Here is a 23855-nt window from a genome sequence, read left to right as displayed (position 1 = left end):
TATTTTCAATGGTATAAAATTTTCGCTACACTGCAATCCCAAATGAAGTGATATTAAGAATTATGGAACTAATCTATTTTGCCGCCGCGTTTGTTTGTGGCTTTGGTGTTTATCAATTAAAACTTCCTCCCCTTATTGGCTTTTTACTTGCCGGTTTTGCATTAAATTTATCAGGCTATAAAAGCACCGAACTACTCGATACCATTGCGGCACTGGGTGTAACACTTCTTTTATTTAGTATTGGCTTAAAACTTAAAGTAAACAGCTTAATCAAGCCCCAAGTATGGGCACCCGCTACCCTACACATTATTTTTAGCAGTGCATTATTTAGTGGCTTTATGTTACTGCTAGGTATTTTTGCTGTGCCTATGTTTGTTGATTTAAGCTGGCAAAGTGCCTTATTAGTTGGGTTTGCGCTAAGCTTTTCAAGCACTGTATTTGCGGTAAAAGTACTTGAAGAGCGCGGTGAAATGGCAAGCCTACACGGAAAAATAGCCATTGGCATTTTAGTTATGCAGGATATTTTTGCGGTTATATTTTTAGCCATTAGCACCGGCAAAGTACCTAATATGTGGGCTCTTGCTTTAATTATTGCACTACCTTTAGTGCGCCCACTTATGTATGCAGTGCTTAACCGCTCTAAACATGGTGAGCTATTGCCGTTATTTGGCTTTTTCTTTGCGTTGGTAGCCGGTTATAACGCTTTTGATTTTGCAGGTTTAAAGGGCGATTTAGGCGCGCTCATTATGGGGATGATGTTTGCGCCACATAAAAAGGCGGGAGAGCTTTCAAAGTCGCTGCTTAATTTAAAAGATATTTTGCTGGTCGGTTTTTTCTTAAGTATTGGTTTAAACGCAGAGCTTACAGCGAATTCATTAATTGTAGCGCTAATCCTTATATTTGTTCTGCCAGTTAAAACCTTACTTTATTATGTATTTACGAATACCTTTAAGCTCAGAGCGCGCACCTCGTTACTCACTGCATTTAGCCTTGCTAATTTTAGTGAGTTTGGCCTTATTGTGTGTGCTGTTGCAGCCTCTACAGGCATGATCACCTCAGAGTGGCTGGCGGTAATGGCTATTGCGGTGTCTATTACCTTTGTTATTGCATCGCCTCTTAATAAACGCTCAAACGAGTTATACGTAAAAATTGAGCGCTGGTTATTAAAATTCGAAAGCAAAACCCGCTTAGCTGAAGAGCTACCCGTTAATCTAAACGACACTAAAATCGTTATATTTGGTATGGGACGCATAGGTACAGGTGCATACGAAACAATAAATGCGACTCACCCTAATGTAGTGGCGGGCATTGATATTAAACCAGAGGTGGTAGAAAAACATATTAAACGCAATAGAAAGGTACTCCTTGCCGATGCCACCGACCCTGACTTTTGGCAGCGCGTTAACCACTCTCATGTTGAAATGGTCATGTTAGCTATGCCAAAGCATATGCAAAATATTTTTGCACTAGAGCAATTACAAGCCTCAGGCTATAACGGCCAAGTAACAGCTATCGCCAATTACCCTGATCAACAAAAAGAGCTTGAACAAATGGGCGTAAACTCGACCTATAACTTTTATTTAGAAGCAGGAAGCGGTTTTGCCGAGCACGTAAAGCAAGAGTTATTCGAAAAATAGCACTTTTATACTAAATAATAAAAACAACCAAATGAAAACGCCTTATTTTTAATAAGGCTTTTTTATTAGTTTTAGTTTAAAAACTCATTTTATTTACATTCCTTTACATTACTTCTCTCTATCTGTAAAAAAAACAGATAAACTACCGGTGTTGTTTAAATAAACGCCTTCGCACCTGTGTCACATAATTAGACTCCAGCTAATTAATGCAAGGTAAGCATTTATTTATCAACACAAATTTATTCAATCAGAGGGCCTACTCCCTCGTTCAATAGGCTGTTTCTTGCCCGTCACAGCCTATTTTATTTCTGTTTACTTGCCCGCTTACCCAGCCGCTATTTAATGCGTTTATTATTAATAAGCAGTAGTATTACTATTATATGTTTTATCAATTACTGACTTATTATGGATACAGCCGAACTCAAGCTCGCCATTAATACAATTATGCCCTTTGGAAAATACGCAGGCAGACCCTTATTGCTTTTGCCAGAGCCCTACCTAGTGTGGTTTAAACAGCAAGGGTTTCCAGAAAGTAAACTCGGAGCGCAGCTTGCAATGATGTACGAGGTTAAATTAAACGGGCTTGAGCAAATGCTGATGCCCCTACTTAAAAAAAATGAAAAATAATTGAGAACTTTTTCCACGTAGCCGGGTCTACTATTTTGCTACTTGTTGATTTTGGTTTTTAACCACAAAAAGCGCCTTAGGCGCTTTTTTTATGGCTGGCGTTTTCAGGTGAATTGCTTTTATACCAATCCGCATAATAAAGTGATCTATTTTGAGGATGGAAAAACGTGTTGATAGCTAAGCAATTTAGTTGTTCTCGGCAATTGCTCCTGCATTGCTCTACCTTCTGCATTCATGCACTCGTAAATGGGAGCTTTTTAACGTAGCTAGCGACACATTTGGCCCTACAAAATGATTAAGTATTATTGCGGATAGGTATTAGGTAAGGTAACTATAAACTTAGCGCCGCCAAGCGATGAGTCAGTGATTGAATAGTGCCCTTTATGCCACGATACAATTTTTGCCACTATTGCTAAGCCTAAACCAAAGCCCCCTGTGCTTTTATCACGGCTTTTATCTAAACGAATAAAAGGTTTAAATACGCTTTCTCTGTCGCTTTTTAAAATACCTTCTCCGTCATCTTCCACAATAAAGTAAATTGCATCACCCTGCGCTTTGAGTGTGACATCAACACGACTAACAGCGTACTTTAACGCATTGCCCACTAGGTTTTGCATTACACGCGCAATAAAGTGCGCATCACACTTGTAAACAAGAGCCTGTGGTAACACCGCATTAAACTCTATGCCGCTTGCAAAATTTAGCTTATTAATGACCGATTGTGTCAAAGCAGCCAAATCAACGTCGCTTCTCGCTAAGCTTGGTTGCTGCGAATCAAGCCGAGCATATTCAAGCATTTCACACACAAGCGCTTCAAGTTCGCTTATATCTGCCTGCATATTAGTTAGGTAATGTTGCCCTTTTTCCGATTGCAGTGTTTCTTCTAACATGGCTATACCAAATTTTAATCGTGCAAGGGGCGTTCTAAATTCATGAGATACAGAGGAGGTAAGTTCTTGTTGCGCACTAAGAAGATGCTCTATGCGCTGCTGCATTACTTTTAGAGTATCAGTAACGGGTAAAAAAAACGATTTAGAAGGACTGCTTAAGTTAAAGTCTTGCGAGCCATCTACCGCTTCGCACGCATGGCTTAATTTAGAAAAATCACGCCATAGTAAAAAGCTCCACAGCCCCACAGGTAACCCTACAATAGCCAGTAACATTAAATATGGGATAACAGAGCTTTCAGGTGCTTTTATAACGCCTACAGGGCCAATTTGAAGTAGCTTGTTATCACCAAGCTCAACATACCACACTATGCGCTGCTTTTTATCATACAGGTACAGGTAATGATTTTTATCTAATGAGGCTTGCTGCTTAAGGGGTAAAATAAGATCTTTGCGGGCAATAACTTGGCTTTCAAAGCTGTGTTTTAGCTTATCTAGTCCATCATCGGTTTGCGATAATAACCAAAGTGCTTGGCCAAACTCATCATCTAACAGCACTTGCTGCTGCGTCTCTTCGTAAGGCCAAATTTGTTCTATAACACCACTAACAATAAATAAAGAAACAATGATATAAACATATAAACTTATAAATAGTTTGCCCATTATTCCTTATTTACCTTCATATATTATTTTTCCCAGGCGTCTGATACAAACAAGTAACCTTGCCCCCATACGGTTTTTATACGGTAAGGTTTATCGCTGTTATCACCTAGCTTTTTGCGAATTCGTGACACGCGTACATCAACGGTACGGTCAAGCCCATCGTATTGACGGCCAATCATATGTTGATGAACATGTTCACGGCTTAGTACTTCGCCTGCATTTGAGGCAAGTAGCCATAGTAGCTCAAACTCATGGGATGTAAGTACTATTTCGTTTTCGTTTAATTTAACAATTCGGCTGGTTTTATCAATGACTAAATCACCAAACTGAATCTCTTCTGCGGCCTTAACCACGGGTTGTCCGCGACGCAGTAATGCATTTACACGCGCCAGTAAAACACGCGGTTCTGCAGGTTTTACCACATAGTCATCTGCGCCAAGCTCTAAGCCAATCACCTGGTCAAAGTCTTCACCTTTTGCAGTAAGCATTAAAATTGGCAACGAAAACTTATCACGTACTTGTCGACATACGCTAAAGCCATCTTTACCTGGCAACATAATATCTAAAATCATTAAATCAGCAGCGTTATTCTCAAGATAACTAAATACTTCATCACCACGGCTTAATACGTCTACTTCTAAGCCATTATGTTCAAGATAATCTTTTGTTAGTTGTTGTAAACCTAGGTCATCTTCAACAAGTAAAATTTTTGGCATGAGTTGCTCCTAAATTAAAAATAGCTCCATGGAGAGCGAAGCCTGCGCCTACTTTTTTTAGCATCAGCACTTTGCACTTCAACGTGTGTTTTAGCAATTAACACACCGGTATGAGGATTGATTAAGGAGTATATGGTCTCTACCTGAACACGCGCTTTATACTCAAACACACCAACAGCCTGCTGTTGCCAGCATTTAATCAGTTTGTTTTGTTGGTACAGGCATGCATCGCTTGGCGATGGTTGCTGCCAATTAAACTTTAAATCAAGATCGCAAAACGCTTGCTGCTCAGACACAACACACACTTTGGGAGAGACCTTTAAAGACGCATTTTGCGCTACAACGGGAGGGCTAAACAGAAAAACTGTAAGCACAATCAACATTAAATACTTCATATTAAAAAGTATGATCGAATCCTATAAAAGCAGTCATTGAATAGTTACGTTCAAAAAGCGGACTGCCATCCATAGCTGAATAGTCGTAATATGCTACATGAAAACGAAGACTGTTAGCCTCACTCAATGGCCAACTGGCGTCGATTTTAGCATAAGGTTGCCAGCTACTACCAACGTCAATTTTACCTAATGAGGTTTCGTGTGCTTTTAAACCATAATAGTAGCTGTTTAATTCAGCTGATTTATAGTTAACCCCAAGCGTTGGTTTTAACTTTAAACGCCCTACTTCACTGTGGTACTGCCATTGTATAGCGCCTCGAGTACCGTTATAAACATTACTTATATCGTGTAATAACTGTATCGATAGCACATGATTTTGCTGCACATAATGATAGCTGCCCCCAGCATCTAGGGCTAAATGGCGATTATCAATATTATCGATATTTATTTTTTTAGGCTGAGGATTATTTTGCGCTAATGCAGAAGCACCTGCGGTTGCTGGTAAAACAAAGAGGTTATTAGGGTGCCAATCAATAAAAAAACGTGACTCTGCGTTAAGTTCTGAAACGATATTAAAATGATGCTTTTGATTTTCTTTAAGTGTGTAGCCAAGGCGACCATTATCGAAAAACCAACGCTCACCATAAAAAGCAATGCGCGGGATCACAGGGAGCGGGACGTTTTTTCCGCCATGCAGAGGGTTGGTAATAACACCCGCGCCGACACTTAGATTTACATGCCACTTCTTAACAGTAATATGTTGCTGTGCATACTCTTGTTCGTTGTAGGCCTGCGAAGCTGTGCTAGGCACGCAAACAAGACACACCACAAAGCAAAAAATGTAAATAAAAGTATTGAGCCGCATTAACCTAATCTAAATGAGTAAAATAAGTAAGTGAGCCATACTAGCAAGGTAAGCACAAATGTGCGCCACCTGGTTACAATCATTCACAATTTTTATACATGCATATCACATTTAAATATCAGGGGCTATTTCAATACGGTTGCGACCATGTGTTTTAGCTATATATAAAGCACGGTCGGCGCGCTCAATAAGTACCGAACCTTTCGTGAATGGACGTAAAATAGCGAGCCCAAAACTTGCAGAAATTGCACGTTTAGAATTTACATCGTCTTTTTTACGGATAGTTAATGAAGCAATATCTAAACGAATTTTATCAGCAAACACCATAATCTCGTTGATGCTGTCAAAATACCCGGTAATACAAAACTCCTCACCACCATAGCGGTAAACATTCAGGCTATCGGAAATATTTTGCGAAACTTTTTTGGCTACTAATTTAAGTACTTCATCGCCTTTTTGATGACCAAAATCGTCGTTAAAACGTTTAAAGTGATCAATATCAAACATGATTAGTACCGCCAATACGCTCTCGTCAGCTTGCTCTGAATAGGTTTGACAAAACTGCTGAATATCATCATCAAACTTTCTTCTATTAAAAAAACCTGTCAGGGGGTCTGTATCGGCTGCTTCTTGAGAAAGGTTAAGTGCTTCTTTTAAATCTTTAATTTCGTTATAGGCTACCGCAAGCTTAGTTTGAAATTCTCGCGCATAGTCTTGCATAGCCACCGACTCGTCAGTTAAGCGTTCAACACAACCGAGTATTTCGTTAAACGAATTTACATTAGCTAAACTTGCTAACTCATTTTGAGAATCTACCAACGACGTGGTAAAGCTTTTAGAATGATCGAGGGTAACGCTTATATCATGCTGTACCTGCTCCATAGTGCCATGGAAGCGATCTGCCATTTCTTGAAAAAACACTAAGTCATCTTCGCTCAAATGCTTATCAAAAATTTCTTTTGCTTTATTTTGAGTACATGTTTGTTGCTCAGCAATGACGTGATCAAGCTCAGCATTTAATGCTGGTTTACTGCCTTGCACATAGCAATACCAAATAGCGTAATTGATAGGCGTTACCGGCATTCGGTATTTTACCATCAGAGGAATTGCTTTTTTTAAACATTGAGCAGAATGAGCGAGCGATACAGCATGATCCATAATTATTATAAACTCTCGTGCGTCATTATTTTTTATTATTAAGCTTTCATGTTAAGTAATAGTAAACTCATACGCAACTGTTAATCATACTATTTACTGAATTATATTAATCGTTAAAAGCTTAAATAACATTTGCGCCTAAAGTTTGTGCAATATTCCATAATGCACTGATTGCAGGGTCGTTAAGCTCTTTTTTTAGCACCGCCAAACCAATATCGAACCCTTCTGGCTGGTAATTTTCACTGGGCAGTACGTTTACCTTGTCTTGTAGCGGACTATTATCTAGCACTATTTTGGGAACCATGGCAACACCTAATCCTAGGCTCACCATAGACACCATTGCTTCGTGCCCAGCCACTTGTGCATAAATTTTTCCATGCACATTATTTTTCCGCCACCACTGCTCTAACCGCTGCCTAGAAAAACCTTGCTCAGGTACAATAAACTCCAGTTCTGACCAATCAATATGTGGGGCGTTTTTCGCTATTTTTTCGCTGATTGGGCATTGAATTTTAGGGCCAATAAGAACCAGTGGAGAGTGGCCTATATTAACAAAAGCAATTTGGGCAGGCAGTTTACTTGGCCGTGCAGCAATAGCCATTGATTCATGGGCATCCAATACTCGGTTTATTGCCAACGCCGGATCGCCGGTATTTAGCGTTATTTCTATATGCTGATGCTGCGCGCGGAGTTGTTCTAATATTTGATGCAAAAAACTATACGAGGCGGTGACTGAGCAATAAATACTCACATTACCGTAAATATGCTGGGTTGGGTCTTTCACATTCGTTTTAAAGCGCTGCCAATTAGCCAGTGTAGAGGTGGCGTAATCAATAAACGACTCCCCTTCTTTAGTTAATTTTACACTTCGGTTATCGCGTATAAATAAAGCAACGCCGACCTCATCTTCAAGCTGCTTAATATTACGACTTAAAGTAGGTGCACTTATATGGCACAGCTCGCTCGCCCTGGCAAAATGGAGCGTTTTAGCTAACGCTAAAAAGTAATTTAAATGCTTATGATCCATTATATGCCTCTACGTTTCATTTTTTGAAATACTTTAGTGCAAATATATCATTTTACGCAAGCAAAGTTTTTTTTTATGGTGTGTTTAAGCAAAGCAAATACGCTTTGCATCTAACAAACACGAATTATAGGACACTAACATGGCGAATTATTTTAATACCTTACCTTTACGCGAGCAGTTAGCTCAATTAGCGCAATGTGAATTTATGGACCCAAGTGAATTTACCGATGGTGTTGATGCACTTAAAGGTAAAAAGCTGGTTATTGTTGGCTGTGGCGCACAAGGTCTTAACCAAGGTTTAAACTTACGTGACTCAGGCCTAGATGTATCGTACACGTTACGTCAATCAGCAATTGATGAGCGTCGTCAGTCATACTTAAATGCATCTGAAAACGGTTTTACTGTAGGCACCTACGAAGAGTTAATTCCGAGCGCTGACGTAGTATTAAACCTAACACCAGATAAGCAACATACGGCCGTTGTAACTGCCATTATGCCTTTAATGAAACAAGGCTCTACACTTGCTTACTCGCACGGTTTTAATATTGTTGAAGAAGGCATGCAAATTCGTGAAGACATTACGGTAATCATGGTTGCTCCTAAGTGTCCTGGCTCTGAAGTGCGCGAAGAATACAAACGCGGCTTTGGTGTACCTACTCTTATTGCTGTTCACCCAGAAAACGACCCACAAGGTCACGGCTTAGCACAAGCTAAAGCCTACGCTGCGGGTACTGGTGGTCATCGTGCCGGTGTACTTAAGTCATCGTTTATCGCTGAAGTTAAATCAGACTTAATGGGCGAGCAAACAATTCTTTGTGGCATGTTACAAACCGGTTCAATTTTATGTTTTGATAAAATGATTGAAAAAGGCATTGATGCGGGTTACGCATCAAAACTAATTCAATACGGCTGGGAAGTAATTACCGAAGCCCTTAAATACGGCGGCGTTACTAACATGCTTGACCGTTTATCAAACCCTGCAAAAGTAAAAGCATTTGAACTAAGCGAAGAACTTAAAGTTATTATGCGCCCGCTTTATAACAAGCACCAAGATGACATTATCGACGGTACTTTCTCACGCGTAATGATGGAAGATTGGGCAAACGACGATGCAAACTTACTAAAATGGCGTGCAGAAACTGCCGAAACTAACTTTGAAAAAACCCCTGCTGGTGATGTAGAAATCTCTGAGCAAGAGTTTTTCGATAACGGTATTTTAATGGTTGCTATGGTTAAAGCGGGCGTTGAGCTTGCATTTGAAACCATGACTGCAGCAGGCATTATTGACGAGTCGGCTTATTATGAGTCTTTACACGAAACACCGTTAATTGCTAACACAATAGCACGTAAAAAGTTATTCGAAATGAACCGTACTATTTCTGATACTGCAGAATACGGCTGTTACTTATACAACCATGCGTGTTTACCATTATTGGCCGATTTTATGAAAAACATCGACACCGATGTTATTGGTAAAGGCTTAAATGAGCAAAGTAACCAAGTAGATAACCAAACATTGATTCAAATTAACACTGCACTACGTGAGCACCCTGTTGAAATTGTTGGCGCTAGACTACGCGGCTACATGTCAGCAATGAAGAAAATTGTATAACTAGTTTCGCTTGTTAGAAACCAAGCCCACATGCATACGCTGTGGGCTTTTTCGTGCTAGTAATAATAAAAAGCGAGTATACCCTTTTAGATATATTGCAATAATTAGCGCTTAATTAATAATGTGCTAACATGGCTATCTACCTAGTTGTAAAGTTAAATAATATGACGATAAAAAACCTAACTATCACTCAAAAAATCACCATTTTAGGCAGTACCATTGCAATCTGTGTCGCTGCATTAATTGGTTTAACGTCTTTATATAGCTCTGAAGATATTATAGAACGACGTATGATTGAATCTGAGCTACCCAGCAAATTACACAGTATTAGTAATCAAATTGGTGGCGAAATAAACGAACTACTAGGTGCTGCTCAGCAACTATCATCAAATGAATTTATCTTAGAGTGGGCGCGCTCAAATAACCAAGACGACACACTACTGCTTAAAGAATTAAACCGCGTAGCAAAGCAGTTTGATTTAGCAACGGCGTCGTGGGCTAACCGTGATACAGCACAATATTGGAACCAACACGGATTTTTACGCGTGCTTAAAAACGACGCGGCTGATGGGTGGTTTTTTGGCTTTACCAACTCAAATAATCCGTACTCAATCAGTATTTATCAAGAATCCCCGACTGATGTAAAAATGTTTGTAAATCATCAACAAACAAATGGGCTTGGATTAGCGGGGCTTGCAAAAAGCATCACCGACATGCAAAAGCTATTACAACAATTTAAAATTGAGCAAACTGGCTTTGTGTTTATTGCAGATAAAAGCGGCTTAATTCAGTTACATAAAGATGCAAATAAAGTGGCTAAAGTAAACATAGACACACTTTATGGCAGTAATGTTCATAGTACTTTGTATAACCCTTCTGGTTTTGCAATTACAGAATTATCACTTAATAACGAAGCCACATTTTTAGCAGCCATGCCAATAGCCAATACCGACTTATACGTATTAGCCCAAGTACCTAAAAGTGAGGTGTTTGCGACAGTAGGTACATTGGAGTGGCAAATATTTACCTTTACGCTAGTGATAGCCCTAGTTGCTAGCATGCTAAGTTACTTGTTAGCACGTTCTTTAGCGTCACCGCTTTCGGATATGGCCGGGCTGTTCTCACGTTTAGGATCAGGCGATGCTAATTTAGCGTACCGTTTGCCAGAGTCTAATCAGCCAGAACTAAACAATTTAAGCCATGGCTTTAACCAGTTTATTCATAAAATTGAAACTGCCATCAAGCAAGTCGCCAACGAAAGTACAGAAATACGCCAAAGTTCTAATCATGTATTTGAACAAGCAAAAAACAACTCGCAGTCTATTGATAATCAAAAAGAGCAAACCATTTCGGTTGCTGCAGCCATTAACGAAATGGGCGCAACTGTACAAGAAATAGCACAAAGTGCGGCTAATGCAGCTAAGTTAACGCAAAGCAGTCAAGAAAACACCAGTCAAAGCCATCAGCAAGTACTGCAAAGCCAAGCTACAATTTCAGCGCTTGCCACTGACATTGACGGCATTACCGAGCAAGTAACACTGCTTTCTAAAAAAACAATTGATATAGCGAGTATTGTTGACTCTATTCGCGGCATTTCAGAGCAAACTAATTTACTGGCCTTAAACGCAGCCATCGAATCGGCACGGGCTGGTGAGCATGGTAGAGGCTTTGCAGTGGTGGCCGATGAAGTACGCGCGCTTGCTAATCGTACCTCGCAATCAACCACCGAAATTCAGTCAATGATTGAAGAGCTAACCACTATTTCTGAAGATGTAGTAAACGATATTAGTCAATCTAAACAAAAAGCCCAACAAAGCGTAGGCGCAATGCAAAGCTCTGTTGAATTGCTTGATGCGATAAGCGAAACAGCAAATCAAATAAACGACATGGCTACTTTAATTGCCACCGCAACTGAGCAGCAAAGTAACGTGGTTGCTGATGTAGGACGTAATATTGAGCAAATAAGTGAAATTAGTGACCGTGCTATGAATGAGCAAATAAACACCGAGCAAGCAATTCGCGATTTAGCAAATAGCGCTCAAGCCCTTGATGCACTCGTAGCCACCTTTGAAAAACACCACTAAACACGTTTTGTAACACTTTAATAAACCACCTGCGCATATTGCATCTACACTTATAGATGTAATATGTTGGAGGTGGTTTATGAACATATCTTGTTTTAACGCATTATTACTAAGTAGTTGCTTATATTTAAGCGCATGTAACACCACGGTGCGTGAACCGCCGCCGCTTGCCCTAGCAAACCATCCAACATTTAACCGTATTAACGTCGAAACCGAGCAAGACATATTTAAGCTCGACAAAACAATCACTTCCCAACTTGATGCCCACTTAACCAGTAAGCGCAGCGCGCATTACTTAGCGAACAGTATTTTAAGTTTTTTATTAAAAAACGGCGATAACTCATTAACCTATCAAAGTGGCGCCACATTGAGTGCATCGCAAACCTACGCTAATTTAAATGCTAATTGCCTGTCGTTATCGATATTAGCGTATAGCTTAGCCGATTATTTAGGTATAAAAGCGCGCTTTCAAAAGGTTCATATTCCTGAATATTGGGCAATGAATAAAGGGGTTAATTTACTGACAGGGCATATTAATTTATCAATTGACAATGCGCTTATGCAAACAATACCAGCCACAATGGTTTATCAACGTGATAAACAGTTAACCATAGACTTCGACCCGAATATAAGAAAACAACGCTTTAAAACCAGCCCAATAAGCAAAGAGTTTGTTACGGCTATGTTTTATAACAATAAAGGCGCTCAAGCGTTAGTAAATAAAAATTATAATTTAGCTTATAGCTACTTTAGTGCCGCCGTTGAAGCCGCCCCATTATACAGTGGTGGCTGGGGGAATTTAGGTATTGTATTTAGGCAGCTTAATTATTTAAAAGAAGCTGAACAGGCATATAACTATGCTTTATTGCTTGATAAAAATAACCATACAGCCATAGGTAATCTCGCTGTGCTGTACACCTTAAGTAACCGCGCTAAACAAGGTCAGCAAATGCTAAAACAGCTCAATAAAAAGCGCCAAGCTAACCCGTATTACCATATATCATTGGGTAATAGTGAACTGGTACTTAAAAATTACTCTCAAGCGATTAAGCATTTTAAAAGCGCTTATAAAATTGACGCTGAGTTACACGAAAGCCACTTTGGCCTTGCGCGAGCATATTATTTTACCGGCAATATAAAGCAGGCAACACATTATATGCGTTTAGCGGGTATAAACGCCGAGTTTAACTATGACAAAGCCCGCTATCGTAATAAATTAAAAGCATTAAAAAATGCCACAGCTTCACTTAGTCATTAGCTGTTGTACGTAGTGCTCTTTTTGGGCCCTACTTAATTTTTTAATTTGCCACTCTAACTTACTGGCTTCGCTTTTTGAGCCCACCTTTTGTTGATGAATTAAAACTAAAGGGCCTTTGCCTTTTAAGTTTTTTGCGCCTTTACCCGCTTGATGCGTGGCTAAGCGCTTATCAACATTGGTTGTTATACCTGTATACCAGTGGCCTAAACGCGTTTGCACTATATACAAATACCACGTTGAGGGTACTTTGTGTGCTTTGCTTATATTTATACTTAAACTTTTTTGTTTGTTTGTGGTCAAAACGTTGCCCTAACCCTCGTAACTAAAAACAATTTCTTAAAAGGGTTTTACCTTCAGTGACTAATCGGTATCATGCAGATTATAAAAAATAAGGATCACAACTAACAATGCAGTCGTTAAAAACTTTTTCTCTTTGGCTTATCGTTGCTCTCACATTCAGCTCTTTAGCCGGTTGTTCTAGCTGGGTATATAGAATCAATATCCCACAGGGTAACTTTTTAGAGCAATCAGATGTAGATAAGCTTCGTGTAAACATGACACGAGAGCAAGTTATTTATGTATTAGGTCGTCCAATAGCAGAAGATGCGTTTGATAATAGTACCTGGCGTTATGTGTACAGCTTTAACAAAGGCCGCGATAATGAGCAGCATAAAGAGTTGCTGGTTAAATTTGAAAATGATCAACTAGTTGCTGTTTCGGGTGATTATGATCAACCAGAAAACTTTGATACTCCGCTAGAGCAGTAAACGCTTTAGTTATTAAAAAAAAGGTGAGCATGGCTCACCTTTTTTATTAACTACATTAATGACCTTTATAAAGGACGCCCACCGGTAACTTTATTTGCTCGGCCTTCCTCTTTTGCTTTTTCAGCACGCTTTCTTCGAGCATCTTTAGGGTCTGCAATTAGTGGACGATAAATTTCTATTCTGTCGCCATCTTTTAATTCGTAATGCGCTTTTACTGTTCTATTCCATACACCTAAAGTAAGCGCAGTTGGGTCTATTTCAGGGCACTTTTCAATGATCCCCGATTGAATAACAGCTTGTTCGGCTGTGGTTCCTTGCGCTACTTCCACCCTTAATGTGGTTGCTTTAGTCGGTAATGCAAAAACTATCTCAACGCTAATCATTATCTTGCTCCGTATACATCTTTTGCACGTTGCGTGAATGCGCTAACCATATTTTTAGCTACATCATTAAATATTTTACCAAACGCCAACTCTATAAGCTTGCTAGAGAATTCAAATTCAAGCTTAAACTCAACTTTACAGGCTTTTTTATCTAACGCTTGAAAATGCCAACGCCCTTTAAGAGTTTTAAATGGTCCATCAACCAGCCTTAATTGCACGGTTTGCTCGTCAATAAAGGTGTTTTCAGTGGTAAACCACTTTTTTATACCCGCCTTGGATATTTCTAAACTCGCGGTCATGTTATTATTGTGCTGCGAAACGATTTTAGAGTCTGAGCAATTAGGTAAAAACTGCGGATAAGCTTCTACATCATTAACTAGGTCAAACATCTCTTTAGTGCTGTACATAACCAGCGCACTTTTTTCTATTTGTGGCATACTCACTCCCAACTGTGTGGGCGAATTTTAGCAAGCTTTGCGCGTTTCCCCAAATTTTCATGGTCTTAAGTTCACCAGATTATTTTAAAGGCACATATAAAAAATCGATGTAAAACATCTCTTAATACGTATATTATAGGGCACTATGGCTAAGAACAAATCATCAAAATCGAACAGTAATACCATCGCGCTTAACAAAAAAGCGCGTCATGAGTATTTTTTACACGACAAGTTTGAAGCAGGTGTTGAACTACAGGGCTGGGAAGTAAAAAGTATCCGAGCTGGTAAGGTAAACATCTCAGAAACTTATATTCATCTTAAAAATGGCGAAGCTTTTTTATTAGGCAGTCAAATTCAGCCTTTAAATAGCGCCTCGACTCATGTTATTTGCGATCCAATGCGATACCGTAAACTGTTATTAAGCCGCAAAGAGCTTGATAGATTAGTCGGTGCCACTGAACGAGATGGCTACTCACTTGTTGCCACTGCCATGTATTGGAAAAAATGTTGGGTGAAACTTGAATTTCACTTAGCAAAAGGTAAAAAAATGCATGACAAACGTGAAGACGGCAAAAATAAAGATTGGTCGCGTGAGAAAGAACGCCTCATGAAACATAAAGTATAAACACAACGCCTAATTTATTTAGGCGTTTTTTTTAATTTCTCACCGGTTAAATTTAAAACAACCTGATCAAATTACCCTCAGCTTTATTTAATTCATCCCTGTGCGTGATATAAATAAATTATTACACTTTATTTATTTTTTTAATTTCTTTAGATGCCTGCCCATTCTAGTGTGCAAATTTTATGGTATAAAGCGAGTAATTTAGCCTTGTCTATCCCTTTTCGTTGTTTCTATTATTGAATATTTTTCCCTCAACACCCTACAAAAACTCATACTAAAATCGCAAAGGGTGTAGATTGATAACACTTAAGTTACATGATATTAATATCAGCGCTTGTTAAGCAACTAAATTTATAACATATCAACAAGGACTTAAGGATGAAGCAATCAATTGCATTTACACCTAGCATAATTGCAGGTGCTACAATCGCACTTTCAGCAGGGTTTACAACAACAGCTTATGCTGCTGAAGAAGCAAAAAAAGTAGAACGCATTGAAGTAACAGGTTCGCGCATAAAACGCACCGATATCGAAGGGCCTTCGCCAGTTCAATCTATTGGCAGAGCAGATATCGAAAACATGGGTTACGATAACCTTCAACAACTCCTCGAAAGAATGCCTGTGGCAGGCAGCGGTACTTTCTCAACACGCGGCAACAACCAAGATTCAACTGCAAATGGTTCTGCCGCGGTCAGCCTACGTGGTTTAGGTGCTGATGCTACATTGGTACTAATCAACGGCCGCCGTGTGGCTATTAGTGCCTTTGCCGAAGGTATAACAAACTCATTTGTCGATATTAATAGTATTCCGGTATCGGCAATTGAACGCATTGATATTTTAAAAGATGGCGCATCAGCAATTTATGGCTCTGATGCAGTAGCGGGCGTAGTCAACGTTATTTTGAAAAAAGACATAGATGGCGTTGAACTAAACTTAGGCTACGGTGGTACCGATGGCCCTAATTACGAAGAAACAACAGCAAGTTTAGTATGGGGTACAACTAGCGAAAAAAGCAGCGCATCAATTATTATTGATTACTTTAAAAACACCTCGCTTTCGTCAGATGAAATGGGCAGCTTAGGCACCGCTAACCAATCGCCTTATGGCGGCGAAGACTTTCGCTCTTCTCGTGGCTTTCCAGGCTACTTTTATGTTGATGGTGTAAAAACAATTGACCCAGATTGCCCTGCAGAAAACGCCACATCAAGCGACAGTTGTTTATTTGATTACGGCCCATTTGGCTACATCGCCCCTGAGTCTGAGCGCGTAGGTGCTATTTCTCAATTTGAATACAATTTTGATAATGGTATTACCGGCTTTTTAGAAATGGCAGTGCAGCATAATACCTCAGTTGCAGCCGGTGCCCCTACTCCACTTGATGAAGATGCAGGTTTAACAGTACCTGCTAGCCACCCTAACAACCCGTTTGGTGAAGATATTCAAATTGGCCGTTACCGTACGGTTGATGCGGGCGCTCGCCAATGGGATATTGAATCAGACACGCTTCGCTTTGTAGCTGGCCTAAGAGGCGAAATTAACGAATGGAGCTGGGAAGCTGCAGTTCAAAAAGGCCGTAGTAAATCACTTCAAACAGGCGATCGCTCGCAAGGTTGGGTTCGCACCGACTTTTTACAACAAGAGATTGATGCCGGTAACTACAACCCATTTGGTGGCACCTATAACAGCCCAGAAGTCATTGACAGAATTACCACAAGCTTAGTTCGCCGCGGTGAGTCTCATATGACCTCATTCGACGCTAACATCTCTGGTGAAGCATTCAGCTTTGGTGATGACGTGGTTATGATGGCCGCGGGTATTGAATACCGTGAAGAAGATGTAACCGATACACCGGATGACCAATTTCAGCGCGGTTTAATTTTTGGTACTGAGTCTGTGTCTGCTGCAGCAGAGCGCGACCAATACGCAGCCTATGTGGAATTTTCAATCCCACTTGCTGAAAACCTAGAGCTACAACTCGCTGGCCGTTACGATGATTACAGCGACTTTGGTAATACAACAAACCCTAAAGTCGCTTTACGTTGGGCACCTACCGACGAAATAACCATTCGTGGTTCATGGGCACAAGGGTTTAGAGCGCCATCGCTTGCACAAGTAGGTTTAGGTCCATCACAAGAAAGTCAGTTTTTTGTAGATACTTATCGCTGTGAAGCAACTGGCCTTGATTGTGACGCGCTAGATTACAACATTGAATTTGCGGGTAACCCTGATTTAGAAGCCGAAGAGTCAGAATCATGGAACGTTGGCTTTATTTGGGCACCTTCTGCTGAGTTTGGTTTAAGCGTAGATGTGTGGAGTATTACCCAAGATAATAAAATTGATGAACAAGAATTTGGCCCAATTTATAACTCTGAGTGTAATAACCAAGATAGCACGGTGTGTGTTCGCTTAGCACCTAGTGGTGGTAATAGCTTAGGCACCATTCAAAAAATATACAGCACCTTTGAAAACGTCTCTTCGCAAGAAGTGTCAGGTGTTGATTTATCAGCAAATTACAACCATTCGCTGGATGATTTAGGCTTACTTAAATTTAACTTAGAATGGGCGTACCAAAACAAGTTTGAAAAAGACGGCCGCGATTACACGGGTGAATACAATTACCCAGAGCACCGCTGGATTTTCTCTACTAACTGGGAAATTGGCCAATTTAATACCAACGTAAATATTAGCTACGTAGGCGAGTTTGAAGATACCCCAGATATAGACTTTGACGGTAATTTAGACTTTGATAGCAATACATCGCGTATGGTTGACTCGCAAGCACTGGTAGATTTACAAACATCTTACCGTGTAAGTGACGCAACTAAAGTGTCGCTTGGTGTAAATAACGTATTCGACGAAGAGCCACCATTTGCCATTGGTGATGGCGATGCCGACCTTTATGGGTATGCATCGGGTGTACACAACCCACGAGGTCGTTACTTCTACACTAAAGTAACCTTCTCGTTTTAATTTAATATAGCCCATTATTAAATGGGCTATATTAAAAACAAAAAAACCGCCATTAGGCGGTTTTTTTATTAAAACGTAGGGGCTAAATTATAGCTCGCCTTCGTTTTCAGATAGGAACTTAGCAACACCTTCAGGGCTTGCGTCCATACCTTTTTTACCTTCTTCCCAACCAGCAGGACATACTTCGCCGTTTTCGCTGTGAAATGCTAGCGCGTCAACCATGCGGATCATTTCGTCGATGTTACGACCAAGTGGTAAGTCGTTCACTACTTGGTGACGTACGTTACCTTCTTCATCGATTAGGAAAGAGCCACGAAATGCAACGCCCGCTTCAGGGTGCTCAACATCGTATGCTTTACAAATTTCGTGCTTAACATCTGCAACTAGTGCGTATTGAACTTTACCAATACCGCCGTCTGCTACAGCAGTGTTACGCCATGCGTTGTGTGAGAATTGTGAATCGATAGAAACACCAATTACTTCTACGCCACGCTTTTGGAATTCTTCGTAACGCTTATCAAATGCGATAAGTTCTGAAGGACATACAAACGTGAAATCTAGTGGGTAAAAGAAGATTACTGCTTTTTTACCTTTAATTGTTTCATGAAGGTTATAGCTATCTACAATTTCACCATTACCTAGTACAGCTGCAGCGGTAAAGTCTGGTGCCTGGCGGCCTACTAATACACCCATTTTATTCTCCAAATATTTTGAGTTTGTTGTCGATTGCATACGCAATGCTGATACTTATATGGGCGCTAAAAATTAAAAAACAATAGCGCCAACACATAATTACGTGGCATTTTAAATTTAATAAGGAAAAAAGAACAATCGTATTTAGCGATGTGCACAATCGAAAATACCGAACAGATATTAAAACTTTATTACGCCTATAAAAAAACCTGCATTTGCAGGTTTTAAAAATGGGTTAATCCATGATATCGGAAGGCATATCGCCTTTAATATTTTGCCAGATTTCACCGGTTTGATGGCCAAACTTACGCATCATTGAAATCGCGCCATCATGCTCACGGTTTTCAGCCAATACTGTTAGGTCTTTATAAAATTGACGTGCTAACTGGCGAGTGCCTGCGTCTGAGAAATAATGACAACCAATTTTAAAGTAAAACCCTCTAAAACCGTTAAGTATAAGTACGTAAATGCGGTTATTACCAGCGACAGCTAATTCGTGGTGTACTTTGTAATCGTAATCTGCAAAAGCTTGCGCTGTGTCTTCAAGTTCATCGCTTTTTGATAAAATCTCAATAACACGCTCAGGGTTAAGCTTTATCGCTGCACGGGTATAAATAGCACTAATATTAGTACGTGCAGATAATAACTGATCGGTCAGCTCTGGCATTTTGTCTTCATCTAAGCGCGCCAGCGTTTCGAGTATGTTTAAACCCGATGTTTCCCAAAAGTTATTCACTCTGGTTGGCTTGCCGTGCTGAATAGTTAGCCAGCCATCACGTGCTAAACGTTGCAGTACTTCACGTAAGGTTGTTCTGGTTACACCAATTAACTCAGAAAGCTCACGCTCTGCAGGTAGAATTGAACCTGGAGGGAAATCGCCGTTCCAGATAGATTCAACTATATACTCTTCAGCAAATCCTGCTGGGCTTTTAGCTTTAAAAATTCTCATTCAATTCCCACTCGAATTAATCACAACTCATCGTTTTATACGAATAACTGACAGATTGTACCAGATGAAATATAACTAACAAGTAAACTCGTTGATATAAGTGCCAACCAACCGCTGAAAATTTCGCAATAGTAAATAATAAAATTCAACATGCTTAAATTAGGCCTAATTCGCTAAATAAATTAACCCTATTCATAGTAGGTACATTAATACTATTGCTGTTTTTGCTTCACCATTGCATTACTACAATAATTCCCGTGTGCGGCAGCAAGTACATTCAAAATATTGCATACAGCAGAGCCTGTTAACTGTAACGTTTAATCAAGCCTTTTTAGCAAACCAATCTTATATTACATGTTTACTTAGCAAAAAAGCTTAACCTTTCCCTAAATAGGATTGGCCATAACCGCTTATTAATTTCATCTTAAAAAAAGCCACTTCGGTAGCTTTTTTACCCTTTTTGTTGCTCGTTACTTTATCCTAGTACATAATTCAACGTCTTATTTCAATGCGGATTTTTTATGAACTGGCTAGCACAACTCCCTACTCAACGTACTCCATGGCTACTATTTACAGGCATTGTATTTTTATTAGAAGTCACCGCACTGTTTTTTCAATACCAGATGGGACTTGCTCCATGCATTATGTGTATTTACCAGCGAACTGCGGTATTAGGCTTATTAGGGGCAGGCATTATTGGCGCAACTAAACCACAAAGTAAATTAGTACGCGCTATCGCTTATTTAGTGTGGGGTGTATCAAGTGTGTGGGGTTACTTTATTGCACGTGAGCACATTGAAATGCAAACAACCACCGATCCCTTTGCATTTAGCTGTGAGTTTGAGCCAAACTTTCCTTCATTTATGCCATTGCATGAATGGATCCCAAGCTTTTTTCAAGCCACAGGGGATTGCGGTAATATCGATTGGCAATTTGCGGGATTAAGTATGCCAGCATGGATGGAAATACTATTTGCGTTATTTACTATCACGCTTTTTGTAATTGTTACCACTCGCTTACTTACTAAAAAGACTATTTAATATGTTTACGTTTTTTACCAGTCAGCTGCCTGAACTAAAGCACCTTAAAGTGAGGCAACGACAAGCCGTTGTTGCTATTGCGCTAAGTATGCTACCTGCTACCGATAGAGTGTTATTAAGAATAGTAAAGCTGATATTGCTCAGCCCATTGTTTTTGTTATTTACTGTTTTTAAAGGGTGGGAACTCATTCCCTTTTTAATTTTAGGTGGCCTGTTTTACCCGCTTTTAACCACCCCGATTGAAATAAACTTCGCTAAAAAATATTTAGCCAAAGCACTTGAGCAGTATTCACAGGGCGCTTAGCGCCCTGCCTATTATAAAGACACTTTTCCTTCTAGTTTAGCTACAAGCTTTTTACCTATTCCTTTTACGTTAGCTAAATCGCTCAGCTGGTCAAATTCGCCATTTTCAACCCTGTAATCAACAATAGCCTGCGCTTTTTTCTTACCAATACCAGGTAACTTGGCCAGCATTTCTGAATCGGCACTATTAATATTAATAACCGGCGCTTGCGGCATTTCAACCATAGGCTTATCTTCAACAGGGTTAGCGTGGGTAAACGCGCTAAAGCTTAAAAAGCTAATAATAAGTAGCGTTAATAGATTTTTCATTTGTTATTCCTTATTTTTGTTTATACCAAAGCGTTATAGTTAAACGGCTAATTTGGCTTTAAATATGTACTTAATTTTTATTTGAGGAAATAATGTTAAATAAGGAGCAACGCGCATCACTTATATTATTTCCAGTGCATAATCACCTAAATCCGAAAACCTAAAATGCAGCTGGTACAACAAGTGATTGCTTAACTAAAGTAAAGTTACGCTTTTTTGTCAAATTGATGACAAGCTAAAAATGCACCGAATACTTGCAATTTTACACACAAACACTTACTGTATATAAAAACAGTGACCTACGGGTCAGTAACCACATTACCACGCAATCAAGCAGGAGAGATCATGGCTGTTGTTGTTAAATATGTTGTAGAACGAAACGGAGTTGAGCGAATGACGTTTACTACTAAAAAAGAAGCGGATGCCTATGACAAAATGCTCGATATAGCAGAATCGCTTGAAGTAATGCTGGAAAAAGTAGATGTGCCACTGAGCGAGCAACAGGTTGAATCGCTTGCGCTTGAAATTGCAAAGAGTAAAGATGACTTTATGGCGGTGTTAAAAGGCGCAAAAGAGCCCACAACAAAAAGTACAGCTAAAGCTAAAGCTAAAAAAGCCGACAACATAGCATCAATAAAAGATAACGATGAGCAACAAGCTAGCTAATTTGTGACTATTTTAAATAAAGGGCTGCTACTAAATAGCAGCCCTTTTTTATTAATTTTTGAACAGTTACAAATTTTTTCTGGCTTTTTAGACTGAAATTGATACATTAATCCGGTTAATAGCGAGTGTTTATGTGCCATGTCAGTATTTATTAAGTCTTTTTACCAAAAATTTTTCCCAGCCCGTCAGTTGCTTATTCGTCAAAATGGCGAAGTTAAGCATGTTGTTTTGGCGCCTTGGTTTCAGCTTTTTACAGTACTGCTTATTTTAGGCACTATTACTTGGGTCGGTATTTCTAGTTTTCGTGTTTATAGCCAAACAAATAAAATTACCAACATAGAACAAAGCCAAATTGACAAACAACAAGCGTGGCAAAAACAGGTCCAAGAACAAAAAGCACTGCACGCTAAGCAATTAGAACAACTTGCTGTACTAGAGCAAAAGCAAGCACTTTTGCAAGGTATGATTGAATCCCTCCCCGCATCTATTAGTAAAGAAACAATAAAACTAGAAGAACAACTTGAGTCGCCTGTTAATCAAGACAAAGGCGAGTTTCATGAACCACTTGTAGATGAAGAGCCGAAAGACAAACATGCCAGCCTTCTAACGCCAATCACTTTTGCCGCACGTTACGAGCGCTTAAATAAATACTACGAGCACAATTTTGCGCTTATTGATGCGCAAATTAATAAACGCCATGATGCAATTTTAGCGATGTTAAAAGGCGCAGGCTTAGAATCAGCCCTTGAACAACATTTAGCACTGGGCGCACAAACCAGTGCGCAAGGTGGCCCGTTAGATGTATTTGACGAAACTAAAATACCAGGGCAGTTTTTAGCCATTGTTGATAAGCTATTATTACTTAACAACCTTGAAAACTTTTTAACAGAGCTGCCTAACTCACTGCCCTTGCCTGCGGCTAAATACTATATTTCGAGCAACTTTGGGTTACGTAAAGATCCGATGAACAACCGCCGCGCTTTTCACAAAGGTGTTGATTTAGCCGGCTGGCATAAAACCGAAATTTTTGCCCCTGCTGATGCACGTGTTTTGCGCGCTGGTAAAAATGGCGGCTATGGTAACTTTATCGAGCTAGAGCACAAAAATGGCTTGGTCACCCGTTTTGGCCACTTAAATAAAATTAAAGTGAAAAAAGGCCAAACAATTGCTAAAAATGAGGTAATTGGATTAATGGGCAGTACTGGCAGAAGTACCAGCACCCACTTACACTATGAAGTGTTACTCGATGGCAAACATGTCAATCCTCTAAAAATAACAAAGGCGCTTTCTCGTGTTCGGTAAAAAAAAGCAACCTAGTAGTCAAACTACGTTAAAAAGAGTAAATCATACCCCTTCTATTATTTCTGAAGATGTGCGCTTAACTGGCACACTTACAAGCCAGGGCGAAGTGCAGCTAGATGGCCGAATTGATGGCGATATAAAGGCAGAGCACTTGGTAATTGGCTCTACCGGCATTGTTGAAGGTGTGGTTGAAGCTAAAAGTGTAATTGTAAAAGGCAAAATTATTGGCTCACTAAACGCAAGTGAAGTGAATATTCAAAGCAGTGCTCACGTACATGGCGATGTTTTTCACGATACACTAAGTATTGATGCGGGAGCCATTATTGAAGGCAGCTTAAAACAGCGCTTTGAAAAAGAAGAACCGGAACTTATTAGCGAAGATTTAAAGCCGGCTAAAGAAGTAAAAACTTTGCTTGATGATGCTGATAGCGACTTGTCGTTTGTTAATAAGCAAGCCGCTGATAAAGCCAAATCTAATTAAG

25 protein-coding genes are annotated in these 23855 nt (G+C 39.7%); 13 read left to right on the top strand and 12 right to left on the bottom strand.

Going from position 1 to position 23855, the window contains the following annotated elements; translation table 11 throughout:
* Window positions 1-62: 62 nt before the first annotated feature.
* The gene (locus AN395_RS03785; RefSeq protein WP_054982159.1) at window positions 63-1637 is read left to right on the top strand and encodes a cation:proton antiporter family protein; all 1575 of its coding nucleotides are present in this window, start codon (window positions 63-65) and stop codon (window positions 1635-1637) included.
* A 405-nt stretch (window positions 1638-2042) separates the two neighbouring features.
* Window positions 2043-2264 carry a DUF3820 family protein gene (locus AN395_RS03780; RefSeq protein WP_004587357.1) on the top strand — a complete coding sequence of 74 codons (222 nt, stop codon included), beginning with the start codon at window positions 2043-2045 and terminating at the stop codon, window positions 2262-2264.
* 302 nt (window positions 2265-2566) lie between these two features.
* Here the strand turns inward: AN395_RS03780 and AN395_RS03775 are convergent, their stop codons facing one another.
* The 6 genes from AN395_RS03775 to ilvY form a co-directional block, all read right to left on the bottom strand.
* Window positions 2567-3814 carry an ATP-binding protein gene (locus AN395_RS03775; RefSeq protein WP_054982158.1) on the bottom strand — a complete coding sequence of 416 codons (1248 nt, stop codon included), beginning with the start codon at window positions 3812-3814 and terminating at the stop codon, window positions 2567-2569.
* 23 nt (window positions 3815-3837) lie between these two features.
* A complete protein-coding gene (locus tag AN395_RS03770) occupies window positions 3838-4530 on the bottom strand; it encodes a response regulator transcription factor (protein ID WP_024031826.1) in 693 nt (230 codons plus the stop codon).
* Window positions 4531-4544: 14 nt separating this feature from the next.
* Window positions 4545-4925 (bottom strand): DUF3019 domain-containing protein, encoded by a 381-nt coding sequence (locus AN395_RS03765; RefSeq protein WP_004587360.1) that lies wholly within the window; start codon window positions 4923-4925, stop codon window positions 4545-4547.
* A gap of 1 nt (window position 4926) precedes the next feature.
* Complete coding sequence (locus AN395_RS03760) at window positions 4927-5790, bottom strand: MipA/OmpV family protein (RefSeq protein WP_282448094.1); 864 nt, start codon at window positions 5788-5790, stop codon at window positions 4927-4929.
* 111 nt (window positions 5791-5901) lie between these two features.
* On the bottom strand, window positions 5902-6948 hold the full coding sequence (locus AN395_RS03755) for a GGDEF domain-containing protein (RefSeq protein WP_004587362.1): 1047 nt from the start codon (window positions 6946-6948) through the stop codon (window positions 5902-5904).
* A 121-nt stretch (window positions 6949-7069) separates the two neighbouring features.
* Window positions 7070-7975 carry an HTH-type transcriptional activator IlvY gene (ilvY, locus tag AN395_RS03750; RefSeq protein WP_054982157.1) on the bottom strand — a complete coding sequence of 302 codons (906 nt, stop codon included), beginning with the start codon at window positions 7973-7975 and terminating at the stop codon, window positions 7070-7072.
* A gap of 139 nt (window positions 7976-8114) precedes the next feature.
* Here ilvY and ilvC point away from each other — a divergent pair, with 139 nt between their 5' ends.
* From ilvC to AN395_RS03735, 3 genes are all read left to right on the top strand, one after another.
* Complete coding sequence (gene ilvC / locus AN395_RS03745) at window positions 8115-9587, top strand: ketol-acid reductoisomerase (RefSeq protein ID WP_029773436.1); 1473 nt, start codon at window positions 8115-8117, stop codon at window positions 9585-9587.
* Between the two features lie 164 nt (window positions 9588-9751).
* Entirely contained in the window at window positions 9752-11671 is a 1920-nt protein-coding gene (locus tag AN395_RS03740) for a methyl-accepting chemotaxis protein (protein ID WP_054982655.1), read from the top strand.
* A gap of 79 nt (window positions 11672-11750) precedes the next feature.
* On the top strand, window positions 11751-12929 hold the full coding sequence (locus AN395_RS03735; protein WP_054982156.1) for a tetratricopeptide repeat protein: 1179 nt from the start codon (window positions 11751-11753) through the stop codon (window positions 12927-12929).
* Here AN395_RS03735 and AN395_RS03730 read toward each other — a convergent pair.
* A complete protein-coding gene (locus AN395_RS03730) occupies window positions 12915-13229 on the bottom strand; it encodes a GIY-YIG nuclease family protein (protein ID WP_054982155.1) in 315 nt (104 codons plus the stop codon). The two genes, AN395_RS03735 and AN395_RS03730, sit on opposite strands and share 15 nt — an antisense overlap.
* Window positions 13230-13336: 107 nt before the next feature.
* Between AN395_RS03730 and AN395_RS03725 the strand changes: the two genes are divergently transcribed.
* Window positions 13337-13696, top strand: coding sequence for an outer membrane protein assembly factor BamE (locus tag AN395_RS03725; protein ID WP_004587368.1), 360 nt, complete (start codon window positions 13337-13339; stop codon window positions 13694-13696).
* A 65-nt stretch (window positions 13697-13761) separates the two neighbouring features.
* Here the strand turns inward: AN395_RS03725 and AN395_RS03720 are convergent, their stop codons facing one another.
* A complete protein-coding gene (locus tag AN395_RS03720) occupies window positions 13762-14079 on the bottom strand; it encodes an RnfH family protein (RefSeq protein ID WP_054982154.1) in 318 nt (105 codons plus the stop codon).
* Window positions 14079-14516, bottom strand: coding sequence for a type II toxin-antitoxin system RatA family toxin (locus AN395_RS03715; protein ID WP_054982153.1), 438 nt, complete (start codon window positions 14514-14516; stop codon window positions 14079-14081). Before AN395_RS03715 ends, AN395_RS03720 begins: the two co-directional genes overlap by 1 nt.
* A gap of 145 nt (window positions 14517-14661) precedes the next feature.
* Between AN395_RS03715 and smpB the strand changes: the two genes are divergently transcribed.
* A complete protein-coding gene (gene smpB, locus AN395_RS03710; protein WP_004587371.1) occupies window positions 14662-15141 on the top strand; it encodes an SsrA-binding protein SmpB in 480 nt (159 codons plus the stop codon).
* Between the two features lie 378 nt (window positions 15142-15519).
* Window positions 15520-18111: a TonB-dependent receptor gene (locus AN395_RS03705; RefSeq protein ID WP_054982152.1), complete on the top strand. Its 2592-nt coding sequence runs from the start codon at window positions 15520-15522 to the stop codon at window positions 18109-18111.
* Between the two features lie 87 nt (window positions 18112-18198).
* On the opposite strand, the gene AN395_RS03700 is transcribed toward AN395_RS03705, so the two are convergent.
* Window positions 18199-18804, bottom strand: a complete 606-nt coding sequence (locus AN395_RS03700; protein ID WP_004587374.1) for a peroxiredoxin — start codon at window positions 18802-18804, stop codon at window positions 18199-18201.
* Between the two features lie 235 nt (window positions 18805-19039).
* Entirely contained in the window at window positions 19040-19753 is a 714-nt protein-coding gene (gene fadR, locus AN395_RS03695; RefSeq protein WP_004587375.1) for a fatty acid metabolism transcriptional regulator FadR, read from the bottom strand.
* A 521-nt stretch (window positions 19754-20274) separates the two neighbouring features.
* Here fadR and dsbB point away from each other — a divergent pair.
* Window positions 20275-20793, top strand: a complete 519-nt coding sequence (dsbB, locus tag AN395_RS03690) for a disulfide bond formation protein DsbB (protein WP_004587376.1) — start codon at window positions 20275-20277, stop codon at window positions 20791-20793.
* A 1-nt stretch (window position 20794) separates the two neighbouring features.
* Complete coding sequence (locus AN395_RS03685) at window positions 20795-21097, top strand: DUF6170 family protein (protein WP_054982151.1); 303 nt, start codon at window positions 20795-20797, stop codon at window positions 21095-21097.
* 11 nt (window positions 21098-21108) lie between these two features.
* On the opposite strand, the gene AN395_RS03680 is transcribed toward AN395_RS03685, so the two are convergent.
* Window positions 21109-21405, bottom strand: a complete 297-nt coding sequence (locus AN395_RS03680; RefSeq protein ID WP_054982150.1) for a ComEA family DNA-binding protein — start codon at window positions 21403-21405, stop codon at window positions 21109-21111.
* A 345-nt stretch (window positions 21406-21750) separates the two neighbouring features.
* Here AN395_RS03680 and AN395_RS03675 point away from each other — a divergent pair, with 345 nt between their 5' ends.
* The 3 genes from AN395_RS03675 (at window position 21751) to AN395_RS03665 (ending at window position 23854) form a co-directional block, all read left to right on the top strand.
* Entirely contained in the window at window positions 21751-22071 is a 321-nt protein-coding gene (locus AN395_RS03675) for a YebG family protein (RefSeq protein WP_054982149.1), read from the top strand.
* 138 nt (window positions 22072-22209) lie between these two features.
* Window positions 22210-23373, top strand: a complete 1164-nt coding sequence (locus AN395_RS03670; protein ID WP_054982148.1) for a M23 family metallopeptidase — start codon at window positions 22210-22212, stop codon at window positions 23371-23373.
* Window positions 23363-23854 (top strand): polymer-forming cytoskeletal protein, encoded by a 492-nt coding sequence (locus AN395_RS03665; protein WP_004587381.1) that lies wholly within the window; start codon window positions 23363-23365, stop codon window positions 23852-23854. The genes AN395_RS03670 and AN395_RS03665 overlap by 11 nt, the downstream gene beginning before the upstream one ends.
* Window position 23855 lies beyond the last annotated feature (1 nt).

Origin of the sequence: Pseudoalteromonas sp. P1-30 (assembly GCF_001400005.1) — a bacterium.
Taxonomy (GTDB): Bacteria; Pseudomonadota; Gammaproteobacteria; order Enterobacterales; family Alteromonadaceae; genus Pseudoalteromonas; species Pseudoalteromonas atlantica.
This window is presented reverse-complemented; position numbering and strand designations above follow the sequence as displayed.